Origin of the sequence: Paraburkholderia sp. RL17-373-BIF-A, from assembly GCF_046030175.1 — a bacterium.
GTDB lineage: Bacteria > Pseudomonadota > Gammaproteobacteria > Burkholderiales > Burkholderiaceae > Paraburkholderia.
Window position 1 is genome coordinate 55,956 of record NZ_JARESO010000007.1, and the last position, 19,436, is coordinate 75,391.

General features: G+C 62.3%; 17 protein-coding genes. 4 read left to right on the plus strand and 13 right to left on the minus strand.

The genetic code is table 11. The annotated features are described in order from the left end of the window. Positions 1–322 precede the first annotated feature (322 nt). Complete coding sequence (locus P0D80_RS10710; protein ID WP_408283558.1) at positions 323–3,052, plus strand: winged helix-turn-helix domain-containing protein; 2,730 nt, start codon at positions 323–325, stop codon at positions 3,050–3,052. Between the two features lie 43 nt (positions 3,053–3,095). Here P0D80_RS10710 and P0D80_RS10715 read toward each other — a convergent pair whose 3' ends face one another. From P0D80_RS10715 to P0D80_RS10770, 12 genes are all read right to left on the minus strand, one after another. Next, positions 3,096–4,385: a DUF445 domain-containing protein gene (locus P0D80_RS10715; protein WP_408283560.1), complete on the minus strand. Its 1,290-nt coding sequence runs from the start codon at positions 4,383–4,385 to the stop codon at positions 3,096–3,098. After that, positions 4,382–5,215 (minus strand): poly(3-hydroxyalkanoate) depolymerase, encoded by an 834-nt coding sequence (phaZ, locus tag P0D80_RS10720; protein ID WP_408283562.1) that lies wholly within the window; start codon positions 5,213–5,215, stop codon positions 4,382–4,384. The genes P0D80_RS10715 and phaZ overlap by 4 nt, the downstream gene beginning before the upstream one ends. A 71-nt stretch (positions 5,216–5,286) precedes the next feature. Continuing rightward, positions 5,287–5,706, minus strand: coding sequence for a phasin family protein (locus P0D80_RS10725; protein WP_408283564.1), 420 nt, complete (start codon positions 5,704–5,706; stop codon positions 5,287–5,289). Between the two features lie 66 nt (positions 5,707–5,772). Next, positions 5,773–7,488, minus strand: a complete 1,716-nt coding sequence (locus P0D80_RS10730; RefSeq protein WP_408283566.1) for an alpha/beta fold hydrolase — start codon at positions 7,486–7,488, stop codon at positions 5,773–5,775. A 47-nt stretch (positions 7,489–7,535) separates the two neighbouring features. Then, entirely contained in the window at positions 7,536–8,000 is a 465-nt protein-coding gene (locus tag P0D80_RS10735) for a MaoC family dehydratase (RefSeq protein WP_408283568.1), read from the minus strand. 22 nt (positions 8,001–8,022) lie between these two features. Next, positions 8,023–9,666: a fatty acid--CoA ligase gene (locus P0D80_RS10740; RefSeq protein WP_408180997.1), complete on the minus strand. Its 1,644-nt coding sequence runs from the start codon at positions 9,664–9,666 to the stop codon at positions 8,023–8,025. Positions 9,667–10,241: 575 nt separating this feature from the next. Continuing rightward, positions 10,242–11,486, minus strand: coding sequence for an acyl-CoA dehydrogenase family protein (locus P0D80_RS10745; protein WP_408283571.1), 1,245 nt, complete (start codon positions 11,484–11,486; stop codon positions 10,242–10,244). Positions 11,487–11,553: 67 nt separating this feature from the next. Continuing rightward, positions 11,554–12,318, minus strand: coding sequence for an SDR family oxidoreductase (locus tag P0D80_RS10750; RefSeq protein ID WP_408180995.1), 765 nt, complete (start codon positions 12,316–12,318; stop codon positions 11,554–11,556). A 47-nt stretch (positions 12,319–12,365) separates the two neighbouring features. Further along, positions 12,366–13,382, minus strand: coding sequence for a phosphotransferase (locus P0D80_RS10755; RefSeq protein WP_408283574.1), 1,017 nt, complete (start codon positions 13,380–13,382; stop codon positions 12,366–12,368). 25 nt (positions 13,383–13,407) lie between these two features. Continuing rightward, positions 13,408–14,082 (minus strand): histidine phosphatase family protein, encoded by a 675-nt coding sequence (locus tag P0D80_RS10760; RefSeq protein WP_408283577.1) that lies wholly within the window; start codon positions 14,080–14,082, stop codon positions 13,408–13,410. A gap of 136 nt (positions 14,083–14,218) precedes the next feature. After that, positions 14,219–15,118 (minus strand): LysR family transcriptional regulator, encoded by a 900-nt coding sequence (locus P0D80_RS10765; protein ID WP_408180993.1) that lies wholly within the window; start codon positions 15,116–15,118, stop codon positions 14,219–14,221. A 78-nt stretch (positions 15,119–15,196) separates the two neighbouring features. Then, the gene (locus P0D80_RS10770) at positions 15,197–15,826 is read right to left on the minus strand and encodes a TetR/AcrR family transcriptional regulator (protein WP_408283579.1); all 630 of its coding nucleotides are present in this window, start codon (positions 15,824–15,826) and stop codon (positions 15,197–15,199) included. Positions 15,827–15,979: 153 nt separating this feature from the next. On the opposite strand from P0D80_RS10770, the gene P0D80_RS10775 reads away from it, so the two are divergent. The 3 genes from P0D80_RS10775 to P0D80_RS10785 all read left to right on the plus strand — a co-directional run bounded on the left by P0D80_RS10775 (position 15,980) and on the right by P0D80_RS10785 (position 18,406). Then, the gene (locus P0D80_RS10775) at positions 15,980–17,101 is read left to right on the plus strand and encodes an alkene reductase (protein ID WP_408283581.1); all 1,122 of its coding nucleotides are present in this window, start codon (positions 15,980–15,982) and stop codon (positions 17,099–17,101) included. A 37-nt stretch (positions 17,102–17,138) separates the two neighbouring features. Then, positions 17,139–17,540 carry a nuclear transport factor 2 family protein gene (locus P0D80_RS10780; protein ID WP_408283583.1) on the plus strand — a complete coding sequence of 134 codons (402 nt, stop codon included), beginning with the start codon at positions 17,139–17,141 and terminating at the stop codon, positions 17,538–17,540. Positions 17,541–17,731: 191 nt separating this feature from the next. Next, complete coding sequence (locus P0D80_RS10785) at positions 17,732–18,406, plus strand: peroxiredoxin-like family protein (RefSeq protein ID WP_408180990.1); 675 nt, start codon at positions 17,732–17,734, stop codon at positions 18,404–18,406. 68 nt (positions 18,407–18,474) lie between these two features. Here P0D80_RS10785 and P0D80_RS10790 read toward each other — a convergent pair whose 3' ends face one another. After that, positions 18,475–19,374, minus strand: coding sequence for a LysR family transcriptional regulator (locus P0D80_RS10790; protein WP_408180989.1), 900 nt, complete (start codon positions 19,372–19,374; stop codon positions 18,475–18,477). Positions 19,375–19,436: the final 62 nt, after the last annotated feature.

The following is a 19,436-nucleotide window of genomic DNA, read 5'->3' on the forward strand; positions in this document are numbered from 1 at the left end:
TGCGTTCATGCGCATGGGACGGAGACGGACCACGTTTGTGCGTTGCAACGTGGTTCGATGCGGTTGACATGTCTCCTCCCTGGAGGTGGTTGGGCGTATCATTTCCTCGGCGACGCACCGGTCCCGGGCGTGCTCGGCGACCCTGTCACGCGATAGCCGATCGGCGCGCCGCAGGATGATCCCGGTTGCACTTCGATGTCCTCCATGGAAACCATGGTGCACTCGCGAAGCGCTGCGCAATATCCCCCGTACAGGGGAGCGCGATCGCATGGACAGGGGAGCTCACCAGGGAGAACCCAAATACCCGGAGCAGTTCGTGCGTATGACCAAGGAACCCATGCACTCCGAGACGCTGCCCCTCCTGCTCGCTACGAAGGTTCTGCCGCCGCGCCTGTCGCCGGGGTTGATCGATCGTCCGCGCCTGTTCGATCTGGCGGCTCAGGCAGAGAACAGACGGCTCACCGTGATCAAGGCGCCCGCCGGCTTCGGCAAGACCTCGCTCGCGATCACCTGGCTCAACCGGCTGCGCGCCAGCGGCGCGCGCGTAGCGTGGCTATCGCTCGATGACGAAGACGACGAACCCGCGCGCTTCCTCGACCATCTCGCCCGCTCGTTGCGGCATGCCTGCAACAACGTCGGCGCGTCGGCGATCGGCCTCGCGGCCGGCAGTTCGCTGGTTCCCGCGCACGCCATCGTCTCGACGCTGATCAACGACCTCGTGGAAGTCGAGGACGAGGTATGCCTGTTCCTCGACGATTACCATCTGATCAGTCTCCCGGCGATTCACGACGCCATGTCGTTCTTCATTGCGAACGCACCGTCGCACGTGCATGTGATCGTTTGCACCCGTGCCGACTCCGCCCTGCCGCTCGCGAGACTCCGAGCGCAAAACGAACTGCTGGAAATCGACGCCTCGACACTGCGTTTCAATTTCGACGAGACGCGCTACTTTGTCGAACGCGAATGCCCTGGCAGGCTGGGCACGTCCGGCGTGAAATCGCTGCACGCGACCACGGAGGGCTGGGCGGCGGCGTTGCGCATTTCAGCGTCGGTGCTGTCCCGGGAAGAACCCAGGCCGGGTTGGGAGTCGAGTGCGCCGTCCGGCGCTTCACGACCGTTCGCCGCCTACCTCGAAGACATGCTCACGCGCTTGCCCGACGAGATGGTTTCCTTCATGCTGCGCACGGCGATACTCGAACGGTTGACGGCCCCGCTCTGCCAGGCGGTAACCGGTGTCAAGGCCAGCCAGAGCATGCTGGAAGCTATCGCCGCGCGCCAGTTGCTGCTGGAGCCGATGGATCTCGAAGGGCACTGGTTCCGCTATCATCCTCTGCTGCGCGAGTATCTGCGCCAGCGCCTCGGCACGCAGTCAGGCGATGAACTGGCGGATCTGCATCGCCGCGCGTGCCGGTGGTACGCGTCGCAGGAAAACTGGACAGACGCTGTCAGGCACGCAATAGCCGCAGGCGACACGGACGATGCGATCGCCCTGATCGGCAACTGCGCGATGGCGCTCGTCAAGAAAGGCGACTTGCTGACACTGCTCGGCTGGCAACGGCATTTTCCCGCGCACCTGATGCGCGGGCAGGTCGAGGTCACGCTGGCGATCGCCTGGGGCATGGCGCTCGCGATACGTCCGAACGATGCGCTTGCAATGCTGGATGCAATCGAGCGCGATGCGCACGCGAGCGCCGACCCCGACAGCATCCGCTGGGAATGCCGGGTGATCCGTTCGGTCGTGGTGGCGCTGCAGGACAATCCGCAAGCGGCGCTCGCGATTGCGCAGCCGTGCCTCGACCGGCCGTCGACCGATATCTGGAGCACCAATGTCGCCTCCAACGTCGTGCGTTTCGCGCACTGGAAGGCGGGTAATCTCGAAGCGCTCTACGCAACGCCGTGGATCCCCTATTCGATCGAAGAGGACCAGCGCAATGTGTTCGCTTCGACGTACCGGCTGTGCCTGCTCGGGCATGCGGAAATGCAGCAGATGCACTTCGGCGTGGCCGAGCGGTATTTCACCGAGGCAATGCAGTTGGCCGAGCGTCATTCCGGCCCGCAATCCGTCGCCGCCGCGCTGTGCGCACCGATGATCGCGCAGATCCGCTACGAGCAGGGCCGGCTCGACGAAGCCGAAGCATTGCTCGTCGATCTCATGCCGGTGATCGATCTGGCAGTCCTGCTCGATAGCGCATTGATCGCATATCGCATGCTCATCCGGATCGCGGCCGCACGTTCCAATACCGTGCAGGCCTATGCGCTGCTCAATCAGGGCGAGGCGCTCGGTCACGCGCGCCACTGGAACCGGCTGATCGCGGGCGGCCTCGTCGAGCGCACGCGGCTTTATCTGCTGGAAGGACGCATTGCGGAAGCCGCGGGATGTGTCGCGCAACTGGAACATCTCGCCGCTCCCGGCCCCGCTGGCTCGCCTGCCGTCTCGCCGGAGATCCGCACCTACCGCTCGCTCGCGGCAGCGTATCTCGCGATGGCTCAGAAGCGCAAGCAGGACGGCGTTGAAATCGTGACCGCCGCGTTGGAAGTCGTCGACGCACGCCACGAGCACTATCTCGCGCTACGCCTGCGGAGCGTGCTCGCCCTGATCTGCCTGGGTGCCGACGAACGCGACCGCGCCGTCGAGATCTTTCGCGACGTCCTCAAGGATGCCGCGGCCGCCGGCATCTACCAGTCGATCATCGACCTGTTTCCGGAAGTCGGCGCGCTGCTGCAGGCCGTTCGCGACGACACGCGCGCGACCGCGCAGACGAAGGCGCTGCTGTGCTATGTGGATCGCCTGCTCGACGGCTGGCGGGCGCTGTACCAGCCCGGCAGCAAATCCGCGCGGGACACCGAACGGGAAGCGCTCAGCGCGCGCGAACGCAATATCGTCGACCTGATCGCCGACGGGCAGTCGAACAAGGAAATCGCGCGCACCCTCGGCATCGCGCCGGAAACCGTCAAGTCCCATGTGAAGAGCATCTTCATGAAGCTCTCGGTCGAAAAGCGCGCGCAAGCCGTCGCGCGCGCGCAGGCGCTGGGGCTCGTGAAGCAAGCCTAGCAGGCGGTTCACGCATTTTCGACGAGCCACTCGCTCATGCGTGTCACCGCGTGATCACGAGTGCGGCCGCATGGAGCAGCACGCCGACCGTGCCGCCCACGAACGTGCCGTTGATCCGGATGTATTGCAGATCGCGGCCAATTTCCGCTTCGATCTTCCCGCTCACTTCGTCCGCGTTCCAGCTTTTTACGACGTCGGTGATCAGCGCCGACAGCTCGCGCCGATAGCGCACGACCAGCTCGTGGGCCAGCGCGAGCCACCACGTGTTCAACTTGTGCTGAATCGCGGGCTCGCTGCCCACACCTCTCGCGAGCGACACCAGCATGCCCGCCAGCGCGCCGCGCAGCGCCGAATGTTCGTGCGCGAGATCGGCGCTCACGCGTGTGCACACGTAGTCGAGCAGCACGCGATACGAGTCCTCGTTTCTGAAGTAGCGAATGCAGTCGCGCATCAATGATTTGCCGACGCGGCGATGCACCGCCGAGGTCTGCAACTGGACAATCAGGTCCTGCACCGCGTCGTCGAACTGATGGCGAAGCTCATGATCGGGATTCGCCGCCACGTCATGAAGCAGCGCGATGATGCCTTCGACGAATTTCCTGACGATGTACGTATCGAGCGGCACGGGCGTGTATCTCGAGGCCGCGCTGAATCTGGCCTTGATCATGTCCACGTTGGCCGTCAGCCACTTCTCCAGCGCCAGCAGCCCGTGGTCCAGCAGCGGCTGATGGCGGCCCCCGTCCATCAGCACTTTCAGCACGCTGCCGGCCGCACGTGAGACATCGAGCGCACGCAATTGCGGTATCACCATACGCCCGAAGAAGCGTTCGACGTCCGCTTCGTCTATCCCGTTCAGCAATCCCGGCAGCGAATCCGCGACGACTTCGGCGATTGCCCGGCTGTTGGCCGGGACGGCAAGCCACTGCGCCAGCGCCTGCGCGGCGTTATGGCCGCTCAGTTTGCCGATGATGAGCTCGGGCGTCAGGAAATTCTCTTCGACGAAGTTGCCGAGACTCTCGGCGATCCGCTGCTGGTTCTGCGGAATGATCGCCGTATGCGGGACCGGCAGACCGAACGGCCGCCGGAACAGCGCGACGACCGCATACCAGTCCGCGATCGCGCCGACCGTGCCCGCTTCCGCAAACGCTCGCAGCCATGCCAGCCACGGATACTCACTCTGCCAAACCAGGGACATGAGCAGCAGCGCGATCAGCACCGCGAGCAAACACGTCGCGGTTCGCCGCATCCGCTTCAGGCGCTGCGTTTTCAGGTACTCCGGCGCGTCGGCCGCGGCACGCCGCGCACCTTCGTCGCCATCCGCGACGGCACTCAACCCGCCTCCTGCCGCAGAAACCGGCGCACCACGGGAGCGACCTCCCTGGCGCGCGTGATGAGGAACAGGTGGCCGTCGTCGAATACATAGAGCGTCGCGTGGGGGATGCGGGCGGCGAGAATCTTCGCGTTGGTGAGCGGGACGATGGGATCGTCGTTGCCGTGCATCACGAGCGTCGTCTGACGCAACGCGCCGAGCCAGGGCAGGCTGCTCCAGCCCGAAGCGGCCAGCAGCTGGTAGAGGTAACCGCGCCCGCGGGGCGCCTGAATGTGCCGCGCGTGATCGCGCAGCAACGACGGATTCCGCCGGTACGCACCACCATAGATTTCCGCGCCCACCTCCTGAAGATAGGCCGGGTCGGTATAGCGGCGCGGTCCGATCAGCTTCGACAGCACAGACAATTTCGCCGGCACCATGATGACGCCCGGCGAGGTTGCCGCGAGAATCAGCCGGCGGCAACGCGCCGGATAGAGACGCGCGAACTGTTGCGCAAGCGCGCCGCCCCACGACACGCCGAGCACGTCAACGGGTCCGTCGTAGCCGAGCCGCGATAGCAGCCGCTCGCTCAGCACGGACAGTGTCGAGAAACGATACGGCACGACGGGTGCGGGCGAGCCGCCCACGCCGGGGACGTCGAAGATGATCACGCTCACGTCCTCGAGCGCGGCGACGAACGGTTCCACCAGCTCGAGGTTGGCGCCGATGCCGTTGAAAATGAGCAGCGGCGGCGATGCGTCGCTGCCCTGCCGCGTCGCGACACGCAACAACTGGCCGTTGAGATCGACCATCTGGATTTGCATGCCGCCGACAGACGCGGGGGTGGGTTCCATATCTATCATCCGCAGGACCCTCTGGTGGAGCGTGACATCGGAGATTGGGCGCGCCGCATCGCGAGCTCGCCTTACTTCTTCGGCTGCAGCAGCGTCTTCAATTCCTCGACGTGTTCCGCGACGCGCTTCGTGACCACCGCAACGCTGTCCGACTGCGCGCGATACGCCGTGTCGGCGAGTTCCTGCATGTCGGTCAGCGCCTTGTGCAATGCCTGCTGAACCACTTCGCCGGCGTTCGCGGGTTGGCCGCCCGACGCGCTCAGGCGACTGACCAACGACTGCAGTTCGGTGAGCGTCGTTCGCAGAATGTCCGCCTGCTTGCTGGCCAGCGACTGGACGCCCGCGAGTGCGGTGGTGTTGGCCTCGGCGAGCGCCTCGATGTCCTTGCGGCGCGATTCAAGGATCGCGCCGGTGTCGATACCCGGCAACTTGAACTGACTGATGAGCTTCGTGTACTCGGTGAAAATGCTGCTGGCGTTGGTTGAATCCATGATCGTCTCTCCAAAAAAATTTGCATCGGGAAAAGGCTGGCCGTCACCCGGCCAAAAGGGTGTGCGTCACGCTTCCATCACATAGGTGCCCGGCGCCTTGACGCCTGCCGGGTGCCGCTCGTTGCCGGGCGCGGCCGGCGCCGCGCGCCGTTCGCCTGACCGCTCGCGCAGCCAGTCCGTCCAATTGCCCCACCATGAATCTTTCTGCGCCTGCGCGCCGGCCAGCCATGCGTCGGCATTCGCCGGCAAGCCGGAATTGACGAAGAACTTCGCCTTCGGATTGCCGGGCGGATTGATCAGGCTCTGGATGTGCCCGCTCGAACTCAGCACGAACCGCGTGTCGCCGCCGAACGTGCGCGCCGTGTTGTACACGCCTTTCCACGGCGTGATGTGATCCGTCATGCCCGCCACCACGTACTTGTCGCAGGCGACGCCGGACAGGTCGATCGGCGTGCCCAGCACCGACAGCGCGCGCGGCTGGCTGAACAGGTTGCCCACGAAGATGTCGAGCAACTGGCCATGCATGCGCGCCGGCAACCGGGTCGCGTCGTTGTTCCAGTAGAGAATGTCGAACGCGGGAGGTGTCTTGCCCAGCAGATAGTTGTTCACCCAGTAGTTCCACACCAGATCGTTGGGCCGCATCCATGCGAACACGCGCCCCATCTCCTCGCCGGCGAGCACACCCTTCGACAGACTGTTCTGTTTCGCCGCCGCAATGGCTTCGGGCGTGGCGAAGAGGCCGAGCTGCGAGTCCGCCTTGTTGTCCAGCACGGCCACCATCAGCGTCGCGGCGTTGACGGCCGTTTCGCCGCGGGCCGCGAGGTGACCGAGCAGCGCGGAGATCGTCATGGCACCGGAACACGCGCCGTGCAGATTGACATCGTCGCTGCCGGTGATGTCGCGCACCGCCGCGATCGCTTCGAGGAGCGCGCCGACGTACGTGTCGAGATCCCAGTGGCTCTGCGCCGCGGTCGGATTGCGCCAGCTCACCATGAACACCTGAAACTCGCTCTTGACGAGGTAGTCCACGATGCTCTTACCCTCGGACAGATCGAACACATAAAACTTGTTGATCTGCGGCGGCACGATCAATTGCGGGCGGCTGTAGACCTGCGCGGTCACCGGCGCATACTGGATCAGTTCGAGCACCTCGTTGCGAAACACCACCGCTCCCGGCGTCGTGCCGAGATTCTTGCCCACCTCGAACGCGGTCTTGTCGACCTGCGCGGGCATGCCCTGGTTCTGCAGCAAGTCGGCCATGAGGTTCTTCACGCCGCCAATGAGGCTCGCGCCTCCCGAATCGACGATCTTCTTCAACGCCTCAGGATTGCCGAACAGCGTGTTCGTCGGCGACAGCGCCTCGGTGAACAGCGACATGACAAACTGCGCGCGCTCCTTCGATTTCGGGTCCAGCGCGGAGCGCTCGATAAATCCGGAGAGCGCGTTGCGCCATGCCAGGTAGCTCTGCAGCGTGACGCGGTAGAGCGAGTTGTCGCGCCAGGCGGGGTCGGCAAAACGCTTGTCGCGCTGCGGCGACGCTTGCGCGCCGTCGCGGGCGCCACCGTACAGCACGGCGATCAGTTCACGCACGAGCGCCGCTTCCTGCTCGAGAACCAGCGCGGGCTGCCGCAGCGCCTGCGCGCCGATCTGCTGCGCGGTCGCCAGAATGTCGCTCGGGCGCAGCCCGACGAACGGGTTGGGACCGAGCATGCCTTCGGCGGCCGATGCCGCGAGATCGTCCGTCTGATCGTTTCGCGACGCGTTGTCAGTTGTCTCCGCCATCTTGATGCTCCTCGAACGACGCTTTACTTTGTCAACAGTAGTAGAGGTCATGCCACCAGCATCGCCAGTGACTCGGCGATCAGCGCCGGCTTGTCCTCGCCCTCGATCTGCAGCTCGTTCATCGTCTTCACGATGATCCGGCCGCCGCCCTTCATCTCCACGGACACGAGGGTCACGCGGTTGCGCACCCGCGCGCCGGCCTTCACCGGCGTCATGAAGCGCACCTTGTCCAGCCCGTAGTTGAGGCCGGCCGACGCGTCCTCGGGAATGAGGCCGATCTCGATGGCCAGTGCGGCGAGCAGCGAGAGCGTCAGATAGCCGTGTGCGATCGTGCCGCCGAACGGGCTTTCGCGTTTCGCGCGCGCCACGTCCACGTGGATCCACTGCCGGTCGCCCGTGCATTGCGCGAACGCGTCGATGCGTGCCTGATCGACCGTGACCCAGTCCGACACGCCCAGCTCGCGGCCGACGAATTCGTCGATCGTCGCGATGCGATATTCGTTGATGCTCATCGTGCCTGCTCCTCGTGACCGGTTAGGCGAACTGCGCTCGCAACCACTTCTTGTTCATCTTGCCGACGCTCGTCTTCTCCAGCGAGTCGATGAATTTCACGACCTGCGGCACCGCGTACTTCGAGATCTTCCCGGTGTGGGTGAACTTGAGAACGTGCTGCTTGATGTCGTCCTCGGTGAGCGTGGCGCCCGCCTTGAGCACCACCAGCGCCACGGGCCTTTCGCCCCACTTCTCGTCCTTGATGCCGATCACGGCGACTTCCGAGACAGCCGGATGCAGCGAGATCAGGCTTTCGATTTCGAGCGACGAGACCCATTCGCCGCCGGACTTGATCACGTCCTTGATGCGGTCGGTGATCTGCAGATTGCCGGTCGTGTCGATGTTCGCGATGTCCTGCGTGTGCAGGTAGCCGCCTGCCCAGAGCTGTTCCGACGCTTCCGCGTTGCCGAAGTATCCCTGGGTCAGCCACGGGGCGCGCACGACGATCTCGCCATAGGCCTTGCCGTCGTGAACGACGTCCTGCATCGATTCGTCGACGATCCGCAGATCGACGAGCGGAACTGCCAGGCCAGTTTTGCAGCGCAGGCGCACCTGCTCTTCGGTGTCGAGTTGCTCATACCCCGGCGGAAGCTGCGCGAGACTCAGGACGGGACCAGTCTCGGACATGCCATAGCCGGTGAACACGTCAATGCCACGCTCCAATGCGGCATGGGCGATGCCGTGCGGCAGCGCGCTTCCGCCGATCACGATCTTCCATTTGCTGAAATCCGCGGACTTCGACTCCGGGCAGTTCAGCACCATGTGGAGGATCGTGCTCACGCAATGCGAGAACGTGACGCCCTCGTCGCGCAACAGCTTTACCAGTCGCTCGGGCACATAACGGCCCGGATAGACCTGCTTCACGCCCAACACCGTCGCGATGTACGGCATGCCCCATGCGTGCACATGGAACATCGGCGTCAGCGGCATATAGACGTCGCCGCGATGAAAGCGCTGCCCCGACACCGGGCTTGCGAGCGCTGCCATCAGCGTGATGGTGTGCAGCACCAGTTGACGATGCGAGAAATACACGCCCTTGGGCAGGCCGGTCGTGCCAGTCGTATAGAACGTGGTGGCGCGGGTGTTTTCGTCGAAGTCTGGAAAGTCGTAGCTCGTGGCACTCGCCGCCAGCATCGCTTCGTATTCCGTCGCGAACGGAATGGTGTGCTCGAACGCCTCGCTGTCCGGCTCTTCGATTCGCACGAATGCGCGCACCGTTTCGAGCTGATCTTTGATCGCTTCCACCACGGGCAGAAAATCGGCGTGAACGAACAGCACTTCGGCACGCGCGTGATTGATCGTGTAGACGATCTCCGCCGGCGAGAGCCGCACGTTGACCGTCTGCAACACGGCGCCCATCATCGGCACGGCGAAGTAGCTTTCCAGATAACGATGACTGTCCCAGTCCATCACCGCGACCGTGCTGCCGTGGCGCACGCCCAACCCGGCGAGACCATTGGCGAGCCGTGCGATCCGTTCCTGCAACTGGCTGTAGGTCATGCGCAACTGGTTGCGGTAGACGATTTCCTGATTCGGCGCCTGGGCGAACGGCGTGTGCAGCAGATTCTTGATCAGCAACGGATAGGCGTAGGCGGATGGCGCCGCGTTCTGTACGGTGTCCTGCATCTGTGTCTCCTCGCATCTATGAATGGATAGCGGGCCGGCACCGGCTTGTCGTTGCATCTCGCATACGGTGGCGTCCCCGAGTAGTGCCATGATCGCGGCGATCGGGCATCCGGGACCATCCCCTGAACGGGGGAGATCGATGGGGCGCCGGCCGGTTCAAGCCCCAGTTCACGGAACGCGATCGTGCCGTTCGGGGCAATCTAGGAGGGCCGCGCCCGCCTGCGCCAACTGCCGCGCGAATGGGTCGTCGACGGCGCGCAACGCGGCGACGGGGACCGTCAGGAGCGGCTCGGCAGATTGGAGGCAGAGGGTGAGATGACCGTGGGAGCGGTTTTGGACGCACCGGTCTTTCCGATGCTTGATTTGGCGGATCGCACAGGTCGGGCGATCTTTGAAAACGTACTCGCCACCGATCCTTCAGAAGAGACGCGGTCTCTGCTGAGTGGGTCGGAGGACGACGGCCAGATGCCGTGCTAACACGTTGGCGTATTCATTGCCCGAAGCGTCACATGCGCGGTGACTGGGGCGACGTTGCATCGCCCCGCAAGGGATGTTTGAAAGACCCAACCTATGCCCTACACCGGCATCATCAAGTAGGGGTTTTCGCTTCCCGGCTCGTATCGCTGGGCCTTGATTTCCATGCGAGCGATGCTCTGCAGGTGAACCTCATCCGGGCCATCGGCAAAGCGCAGCGCCCGCCCCCAGGTCCAACTATCCGCCAGTGGCGTATCGGGACTCAGCCCCATCGCGCCGAACACCTGCATCGCCCGGTCGCAAACGGCGGTATGAACGCCCGGCACGAGCGCCTTGATCATCGAAATTTCCTTGCGTGCCTCCTTCGCGCCCACGTTATCGATCATCCACGCAGCCTTCAGAACAAGCAGCCTCGCCTGATCGATTTCGATTCGCGACTTCGCGATCCATTCGCCGACCGTACCTTGCTCATGCAGCATCTTGCCAAATGCCGTGCGCGCCTGAGCCCGTTCCACCATCAACTCGAGCGCCAGTTCGGCGGCGCCGATCGAACGCATACAGTGGTGAATCCGTCCCGGTCCAAGGCGCGCCTGGGCGAGTGCAAAGCCGCTTCCCTCTTCGCCGAGCAGATTCGACCGAGGTACGCGCACGCCTTTGAACTCGATCTCGCAGTGTCCTTCCGGCGCCACGTGATTGACCACCGTGATATTGCGGATCATCTTGACGCCCGGCGTATCGCGAGGCACGAGAATCATGCTTTGCTGACGGTGGGCCGGTGCGTCAGGATCCGTTTTCCCCATCACGATGAAGAGCTTGCAATTCGGGTGCGCCGCGTTCGTGATGAACCACTTTCGGCCATCGATGACATAGTCGTCTCCGTCACGACGAATCGACGTGGTGATATTGGTCGCGTCCGAGGAAGCCACCGCCGGCTCCGTCATCGCAAACGCCGAGCGGATCTTGCCGTCGAGTAGAGGTTCGAGCCACTCTTCGCGCTGAGCCGGTGTGGCAAACATATGGAGCAGTTCCATATTGCCCGTGTCCGGAGCGTTGCAGTTGAATACCTCGGACGCCCACGACACGCGCCCCATGATCTCGGCCAACGGGGCGTACTCGAGATTGGTCAGCCGGGTGCCTGGCTCGTCATCCCGCAGATGCGGAAGGAAAAGATTCCAGAGGCCTTCCGCACGCGCCTGTTCCTTCAAGCTCTCCATGAAGGAAACCGGATATTGCCCCGCGCTCACTTCTTCGTGCCATTGCCGGATGCGTGGAACGATATGCGTGTCCATGAACGCGCGCACCTGCGTGCGCAGCGCTTCCATTTTCGGGTTATATGAAAAATCCATTTTGATCTTCCTGATTCCTGGTAAATGTCATCGATGCGTCGTCCAATACCGTGCATCGACCTGGTGACTAAATCGTCAATCCACCGTCGACGACAATGCACTCTCCATTGGTATAGCTCGCGGCGTCGGAGACGAGATAAAGCACGGTACCGGCCATCTCGCGAGGCTCCGCGTGACGGCGCAGCGGAATTTTGGACATCCAGCTTTCATAGATGGCCTGATCGTCGAACAGCGCGCCGGCAAACCTGGTTTTGGTCAAGCCTGGGAGCAGCGCATTCACCCGAATCCCCAACGGCCCGCACTCCTTCGCGAATGCCCGCGTCATGTTGACGACGGCGGCTTTCGTGATCGAGTAGATCCCTTGCTTGTCGCCCGGCTGTAACGCGTTGACGGAAGCCGTGTTGACGATCGCGCCACCGCCGTTCTCCCGCATCAACTTGCCAGCCTCTACGGACATGAAGAAGTAACCGCGCAAGTTGACTTCCACGGTCTTTTCAAACGACGCCAGATCGGTATCGAGAATGTGGCCGAAATAGGGATTCGTCGCCGCGTTGTTGACCAGGATATCCAGACGACCATGCCGCGCACGAATATGCTGGAAGATTGCGAGAATGTCCTCGACACGACCAACGTGGCAGGGTTTTGCCTCCGCACTCCCGCCTGCGTTGTTGATCTCGCTCGCCACCGCCTCGCAATCTTCGAGCTTGCGGCTCGACACGATCACGTGGGCGCCTTGCTCGGCGAGCAACCTGGCAATCTCCTCCCCGATACCTCGGCTGGCGCCAGTCACCAGTGCAATCTTTCCTTTCAGACTAAATAAATTAGTAGTCACAATCTGCCTCCATGTGTTTTTTCAAGTTTCCAGTCTTGCGTGTGCCGTCAGATCAGGTCAACGCCCATCTTCGCAAGCGCCCCTGCCATCTCCCCGACCTGGCGCGCCTTGTCATTCGACGCATTGCCGCCCAGAGCCCGCTTCTTTACGCCCTGCGCGATGGCGGCAAGTCGGAAGAAACTGAACGCAAGATAGAAGTTCCAGTTCTCAATCGATGCAATACTCCGCAGCCGGCAATATTGTTCGATGATCGCCGCCTCATCCGGCACGCCCAACTCCGCTCTGTTCAATCCCTCAAGCCCGGCGATATGACCGTTGGGAGGCAGTCGCAAGCACATGCAAAAGTAAGCGAGGTCGGCTAGAGGATTACCGAGCGTGGAGAGTTCCCAGTCGAGAACCGCGCGAACCTGCGACGAGCCGCGCGTGAAGATAAGGTTGTCGATACGAAAATCGCCGTGCACGAGCGAAGGCTTGCCGGCTTCGACGGGACAGTGCGCCGGCAACCACGCGATCAGTGCCTCGATCGATTCCAGCACGTCGGTCTGCGCGGCTCGATACTGTTTGGTCCATACGTCGATCTGGCGCGCGAAATAATTTCCGGGGCGACCATAGTCGGCTAAACCGACAGCCTCGACATCCACGTCGTGGAGGGCCGCCATCGTCCCCAGCAGAGCATCGTAGATGGCGCCGCGCTCTCCGACGGGCACTTCCGGCAACGCCGGATTCCAGAAGATGCGCCCGTCCTCGAAACTCATGACGTAAAACATGCTGCCGATAACGTCACGATCCTCGCAAAGATGAAATGCGCGCGCGACAGGGACCGGCGTTTGACCGAGCGCCGTTAGCACGCGGAATTCACGGTCGACCGCATGCGCGGACTTGAGCAGCATTCCGGGCGGCTGACGCCGCAAAACATAGCTGCCGCTGCGCGCCTTCAGGAGAAACGTTGGATTGGATTGTCCGCCAACAAATTTCTCGACGGACAACGGCCCTTGAAACCCGGGCACGTGCGCCGTCAAATAACGCGTGAGTTTTTCGATGTCGAATTGAAGGCCAGTATTCATAGTGTTGCGGGAGTCCCGATTCGAATCAACCGTAGGTGACGAATTCGTGCCTCTCGATAGGGTCGAGATGAGGCAGCGAGTTGAAACTGACTAGCGACATTGCTGTGTCGTTAAAGACATATTGGCAAACGCTGCTATTTCGAATCTGCAGGTTGAGCGCAATGGCGGCGGCCGCCGGCGCCTGCAGAATCTGCTGGGCAAAGACGGCAATCGGACCACCGGAACTCACCACCAGGACCCGTCTGCCGCCCGCTCGCTGGATTGCGAGACGCGCGCGCTCGACGCGAGCCTGGAACTGTTGCCACGTTTCGGGAACCGGCCCGGGCAGGAGATCGTCGGACCAAAGTTGCAGCGCCTTCTTGAGGCGTTTGTAGAAGTTCTTCTTCGAAATTTCCGCAGAAGAGCCCGACACAAACTCGTCTTCGCCAAGAGCCGCAAACAAGCCCTGGAAATCGTATTCGTTCAAACCCGCGTCTTGCACGACCTCGACTTGCAAACCTGGCATCGCTGCGAGAATTGCGTCAGCGGTTTGCTCATGCCGTCGCATCGCGCCGATGACAACCCGATCGAACTCCAATGCGCTCTGCGCGAAGTGCTCTCCGAGCCATCGTGATTGCGTATAACCGGTAGGTGATAGTTCGTCATAGTTGTCCGTGCCGAACGACGCCTGACCATGCCGCACAAGGTAGAGTTCCGCCATGCCATCCTCGTCTAAACATGACTAGAACAATACCGAGCCCCGCTTCATTCAGGAAATTTATTGTTGTGATAGCTGGCGATAACTTTTCGTGACACCTGGTGTGTACTCTTCGATAGCCTCGACTCGGGTCGTCCGGCTAGGCGTTCGCTTCCCGCATGAGACCGCCGATCTGCTCGCGTAGCCAACGGTGTGCGGGATCCCCCGTGACGCTTCGGTGCCAGTAGCAATGTGACTCGAGATTGGGGAGGTCGAATGGCAGCTCCAGGATGCGCGCGTCATAACGCTGAAGGAGCGTGAGAGGCGCGGTAAGGACGAGATCGGTCCGCATCGCGATCAAGGGCGCGACCAGATAGTGCTGGACCCGAGTCTGGATCGAGCGCCTGAGACCCAGCTTGTTGAGTTCCGCGTCGACGAGACCGGGCCCCTGCCGCCGGCTGGACACGTGGATGTGACCGAACCCGAGGTAATCATCGATGGTTAGCTTCTTCTTCGAAAACGGGTGGTCCTGACGCAGCATGCAGGCATACCGGTCCCGGCTCAACGGCTCCTGCTCGAGGTATGGGTCGTCAAGCAGAGGCGCATCGATCGCGAGATTGACCGCGCCACTCGCCAATGCTTCGGGCACCTCTCTGCGCGTCGTGAAATAGCTCTCGATGCGTATGCCGGGTGCGAGGCGCTGCAGAACTTCCTCCAACGCAGGAAGCAGCAACGCCTCGGTCAGGTCGTTCATGCTAAGCCGGAACGTCCGTTCCGACGACGCCGGATCGAATAGTTCGCCGGCATGGGTACTCGAATCGAGCAGCAGCAGTGCCTCGCGGACGCGCTCAATGATGTTTTCGGAAACCGGCGTCGGTACCATGCCGGCCGACGTGCTCACAAAGAGTTGATCGTCGAACGTCTTGCGCATCCGCGCCAATGCATTGCTGACAGCAGGCTGCGTGATGAATAGCATCTCCGCTGCACGCGTCAGGTTTCGCGTTTTATAGACTGCTTCGAAAACAACGAACAGATTCAGGTCGATCTTTGATAGACGCATTGTCGGGTTCCCTGACGCCACCTGGAGTGGTAGTCCCTCTTTCGCACGCGAATACGCCGTTGAAACGCGGCCAGAAAATCAGCGCTTGCCCCGCCCCTCTTCCAGCGCGAATTTGTCGAGCAGCATCTGACGATTCGCGTTCAGTATTTCCTCTCCGAGTTGGGGATTGGCGTCGGCTACCGCCCGCGACAGGATGAGCGCACCGACCATCTCGCTGTAGAACGCGATTGCCTCGCGGCGCGCTTCATCCATATCTCCGCTTTCGGCGCGCTGTTCCGCGACGAGCGCTGTCAACGTTTCAAGCATCGTTTGCAAGCCGCTTGCAAAGTGCGACTGTGCCTCATGCCCGAGCCGGCGCACGTCAGCGGTGAGGCCGGCTATCGCGCAACCCTGCTCGATATCGCTGCAATGCGTGCCGGACAGGTAAAAGTCCACCTGTCGCTTCAGGCGATTCCCGCCTGGCTCGAGCGGCGTGGCAATGGCTTCTGTCAGGTCGCGGTTGGACTTGTCCATCGCAGTCGCCACGACTTCAGCGGCCAGCGCCTCCTTCGATTCGAAGTGGTTGTAGAACCCGCCCTGGGTAAAGCCCGCGGCCTTCATCAGCGCGCTCAGGCCCACACCATCGATTCCATGCGAACGGAACAGCTTCTCCGAAGCCGCAATGATGGTCTTCCGGTTCTCCACCGCCTGCTGTTTTGAAACGCCCATCGCTCAATGCTCCCACGCCGTTGTCAGCTCAATTATAACCGCCTTCGAAAAATACAATGGTGATCGACATTGACTTTTCTCGATCGACCCATCAAACTCAATGTCAATCGCCATTGTGTTTGGGTGAATCCTTCAAACGTCGTAGGAAATTTCATGAACATCGAAAGCAACCAGCCCCTGCACAAGCCGATTCGGCTGGGGGACCTCGATCTGCCCAACCGCATCGTCATGGCGCCGCTGACGCGCATGCGCTCGGCGAATCCCGATCTTGTCCCGACGGCCTTGCACGCCGAGTACTATGCGCAGCGCGCCGCGGCGGGGCTGATTGTCAGCGAAGGCATTTTCGTCAGCCCCGAGGCAGTTGGCTGGGCAGACGTGCCCGGACTCTGGAGCGAAGCCCAGGTGCGCGGCTGGAGCGTGGTGACGGATGCCGTGCATCGCGCGGGCGGCCGGATCGTCGCGCAACTCTGGCATACCGGCTCGTTGGGGCATCCGGATTTCCAGGCCGGCAAGGCGCCGCGCTCCGCGTCAGCGGTCAACCCGGAGCAGCAAAGCGTGACCGCGGCCGGCCGCAAGGACACCGTGGTTCCACGCGCCATGGAGAAGGACGAGATCCGCCGCACGGTCGCCGACTTCGGCCGGGCCGCACGCAACGCGATCGCGGCCGGCTTTGACGGCGTGCAGATCCAGGGCGGCTATCACTACCTGTTCAATCAGTTCCTCAACGTTCGCACCAATCTGCGTACGGACGCATACGGTGGTTCGACGCAGAACCGGGCGCGCTTTCTGTTCGAGGTCGTGGAAACGGTGGTCGAGGCCGTCGGGGCGCAGCGCACCGGCATCAAGACGGGACCGGCAACGTCGGAGACGGGCGCCTTCGTTTCCAATGACGAAACGCTTGCCACCTCCGAATATGTGATCGGCCGGCTCAACGAATTCGATCTCTCTCATCTGCTGCTGATGGGCGCAATGGCCGACCTGTCTGCGACGCCGCTGGCCACGCTGGCCGGAGACGGCATGTTCCGCCACTTCCGCGAGCTCTACCGCGGCAACATCATCGCCAACGTCGATATGGATCGTGCGCGCGGCAATCGGCTGATCGAAGCCGGGCTCGTCGATATGGTCGCCTTTGGCCGACCGTTCATCGCCAATCCGGATCTGCCGGCGCGCTTCGCCGCCGATGCACCGCTTGCCGAAGTCGACTGGCCGAAGGTCTATGGCGCGACCGCCGATGGCTACACCGACTATCCGTCCTTTCAGGCCGTGGCGGCATGACGCGCCGCCACGTCACCCATCTATCAGGAGAACATTCATGACCACCACGACCGAAGCAGCCAACAAGGCCTTTGTACTCGAAGCGTTCGACACGCTTTTCAACCAACGCGACTACGCCGCAGCCGAGCGTTTCTGGTCGCCCGACTATATCCAGCACAGCGCGCATATCGCACCGGGGCGCGACGGCCTGTTCAACCTGATCAAGACCCAGCCGCCGACCTTGCGATACGAACCCGGCGTGATCGTGGCGGATGGCGATTACGTGATCGTGCATGGGCGCTTTTCAGGTCATGGGCGTCCCGCCGCATGGATCGCGGCCGATATCCTGCGCTTTGCGGACGGCGTGCTCGCCGAGCATTGGGACGTGCTGCAGGAAGAGGCAACCGAGGCTGAATCGAATAGCGGCCTGCCGATGTTCGGGAATAGCTTTCCGAGCTGACTCGGCCGCCATTGGCATTAACTCGTCATTTCGGCGTGCGTAGCGGGGTGCCGCGTCCCTGGTTGCTCCATGCCTCGCCGGAATGACTGTTATGCGGCCGACGTGTCTTCTTCATTCGTTTGCATTGACCGACTATCTCTCCACCGCAGCACAACTTCAACACATCACCCTGTCTGAAGAAGGAGATTGTCATGTCACTTCAAGCGAAACTCGACGCTTTCAAAGCGGATTTCAAAGGCGGTAAAGCACCGTACTTCGCGCCGCCTGAAATTCATCCGATCATGGAACGCGCTACCGCCGCACTCGTGGCGTCCGGTCAGGCTGAACGCGCGCTCAAAGCAGGCGACGCAGCGCCGGAATTTATCCTCAACGACCCGGACGGAAAACCCGTCTCGTCTACCGAACTGCTGAAGCGCGGAGCGCTCGTCATCAGCTTTTATCGTGGCGTGTGGTGCCCATATTGCAATCTTGAACTGACGGCTCTCGAGGAGGCACTGCCGTCGTTCAAGGCCGAAGGTGCCAACCTGGTCGCGATCTCGCCGCAAAATGCCGTGAATAGCCGCAAGTCGGTGCGCACCAACAAGCTGAGCTTCCCGATCCTCAGCGATACGCACAACGATGTGGCGGCGGCGTTCGGCATCCGCTTTGCCCTGCCCGACTATCTGGTCGAGTTGTACAAGAACCTCAAGAACGACTTGCCGGCGTTCAACGGCGACACTAGCTGGACTCTGCCGATGCCCGCGCGTTACGTGATCGGGCAAGACGGCACGATCCTGTATGCCGAAGTGAATCCGGACTACACGCATCGGCCTGAACCGCAGGACATGTTGCCCGTTCTTCGCCGGAAGACTGCCTCGGCCTCTTAAGCCGGGCCTGCTTCGCTCCCGGCACGTCACGTGCCGGGAGCGAGCGCATCAAAGATCATCCCGTTCAGTCAGGCCATCGAATCCGATGCGCCGAATATCTCCTCGACCCACGCAACAAAAGCACGCGCCTTTGCGGTCACCATCCGCCCACTCGGAAACACGGCCCAAAGATCGATGCTGGGCAATTCCCAATCGGCAAGCACCAGTTTTACCGCGCCGCTTGCGATTTCGGGCGCGAACATCCACTCGGACGTGATCGCGACGCCCATATCGGCTAGCACCGCTGCGCGCACACCCTCCGCCGCGTTCACGCGAATGCGCCCCGCGACAGCAATGGACGTCTCCGTATTGCCCCGCTTGAAAGACCATGCATTTCCACCGCCGGCCTGCTCGTACACGATCGCCTGATGCGAAACCAGATCGGCAGGCGTGCGCGGTTCACCGGCTTTCGCGAACCACGCCGGCGAGCCGACGACACAACGCCTGCCACGCGTGAGTCTGCGCGCCGTCATGGTCGAGTCGCCCAGCACACCCATTCGCAACGCGACATCGATGCCGTGTTCCAGCAGATCAATGTTCTCATCATCGAGGATGATGTCGATGTTCAGATCAGGATGTCGTTCGAGGAAGGACGGCAGTCGCGGGATGATATGAAGCCGCGCAAAAGTCACGGCCGCCGACACCCTGAGACGGCCCGAGAGTGCGCCGGCCGATCCCCGCGCCGCCAGTTCTGCTTCGTCCGCTTCTTCGATCGCCCGTTTCGCGCGTTCGTAAAACGCCTGACCCGCTTCGGTCGGCGTCAGCCCGCGGGTAGAGCGGAGAAGCAATCGGACCGCGAGCCGCTCTTCGAGTTGTGCAATCGACTTTGAAACGGCTGGCTGCCCGACATCGAGCAGGCGGGCTGCGGCCGAGAAGGAACCCGACTCGATCACGCATACAAACGTTTCCATCGCTGTCAGCCGGTCCACTTGCTTTTCTCCTGGAACGAATCATCGTGGTTCGCGTGTCGTACGACTGCGGCGCAATCCAA

Coding starts and splice junctions, on each gene's coding strand:
- P0D80_RS10710 (WP_408283558.1), top strand. CDS start 323: ATGACCAAGGAACCCATGCACTCCGAGACGCTGCCCCTCCTGCTCGCT.
- phaZ (WP_408283562.1), bottom strand. CDS start 5,215: ATGGAACCCACCCCCGCGTCTGTCGGCGGCATGCAAATCCAGATGGTC.
- P0D80_RS10725 (WP_408283564.1), bottom strand. CDS start 5,706: ATGGATTCAACCAACGCCAGCAGCATTTTCACCGAGTACACGAAGCTC.
- P0D80_RS10730 (WP_408283566.1), bottom strand. CDS start 7,488: ATGGCGGAGACAACTGACAACGCGTCGCGAAACGATCAGACGGACGAT.
- P0D80_RS10735 (WP_408283568.1), bottom strand. CDS start 8,000: ATGAGCATCAACGAATATCGCATCGCGACGATCGACGAATTCGTCGGC.
- P0D80_RS10740 (WP_408180997.1), bottom strand. CDS start 9,666: ATGCAGGACACCGTACAGAACGCGGCGCCATCCGCCTACGCCTATCCG.
- P0D80_RS10745 (WP_408283571.1), bottom strand. CDS start 11,486: ATGGATTTTTCATATAACCCGAAAATGGAAGCGCTGCGCACGCAGGTG.
- P0D80_RS10755 (WP_408283574.1), bottom strand. CDS start 13,382: ATGAATACTGGCCTTCAATTCGACATCGAAAAACTCACGCGTTATTTG.
- P0D80_RS10760 (WP_408283577.1), bottom strand. CDS start 14,082: ATGGCGGAACTCTACCTTGTGCGGCATGGTCAGGCGTCGTTCGGCACG.
- P0D80_RS10765 (WP_408180993.1), bottom strand. CDS start 15,118: ATGCGTCTATCAAAGATCGACCTGAATCTGTTCGTTGTTTTCGAAGCA.
- P0D80_RS10770 (WP_408283579.1), bottom strand. CDS start 15,826: ATGGGCGTTTCAAAACAGCAGGCGGTGGAGAACCGGAAGACCATCATT.
- P0D80_RS10775 (WP_408283581.1), top strand. CDS start 15,980: ATGAACATCGAAAGCAACCAGCCCCTGCACAAGCCGATTCGGCTGGGG.
- P0D80_RS10780 (WP_408283583.1), top strand. CDS start 17,139: ATGACCACCACGACCGAAGCAGCCAACAAGGCCTTTGTACTCGAAGCG.
- P0D80_RS10785 (WP_408180990.1), top strand. CDS start 17,732: ATGTCACTTCAAGCGAAACTCGACGCTTTCAAAGCGGATTTCAAAGGC.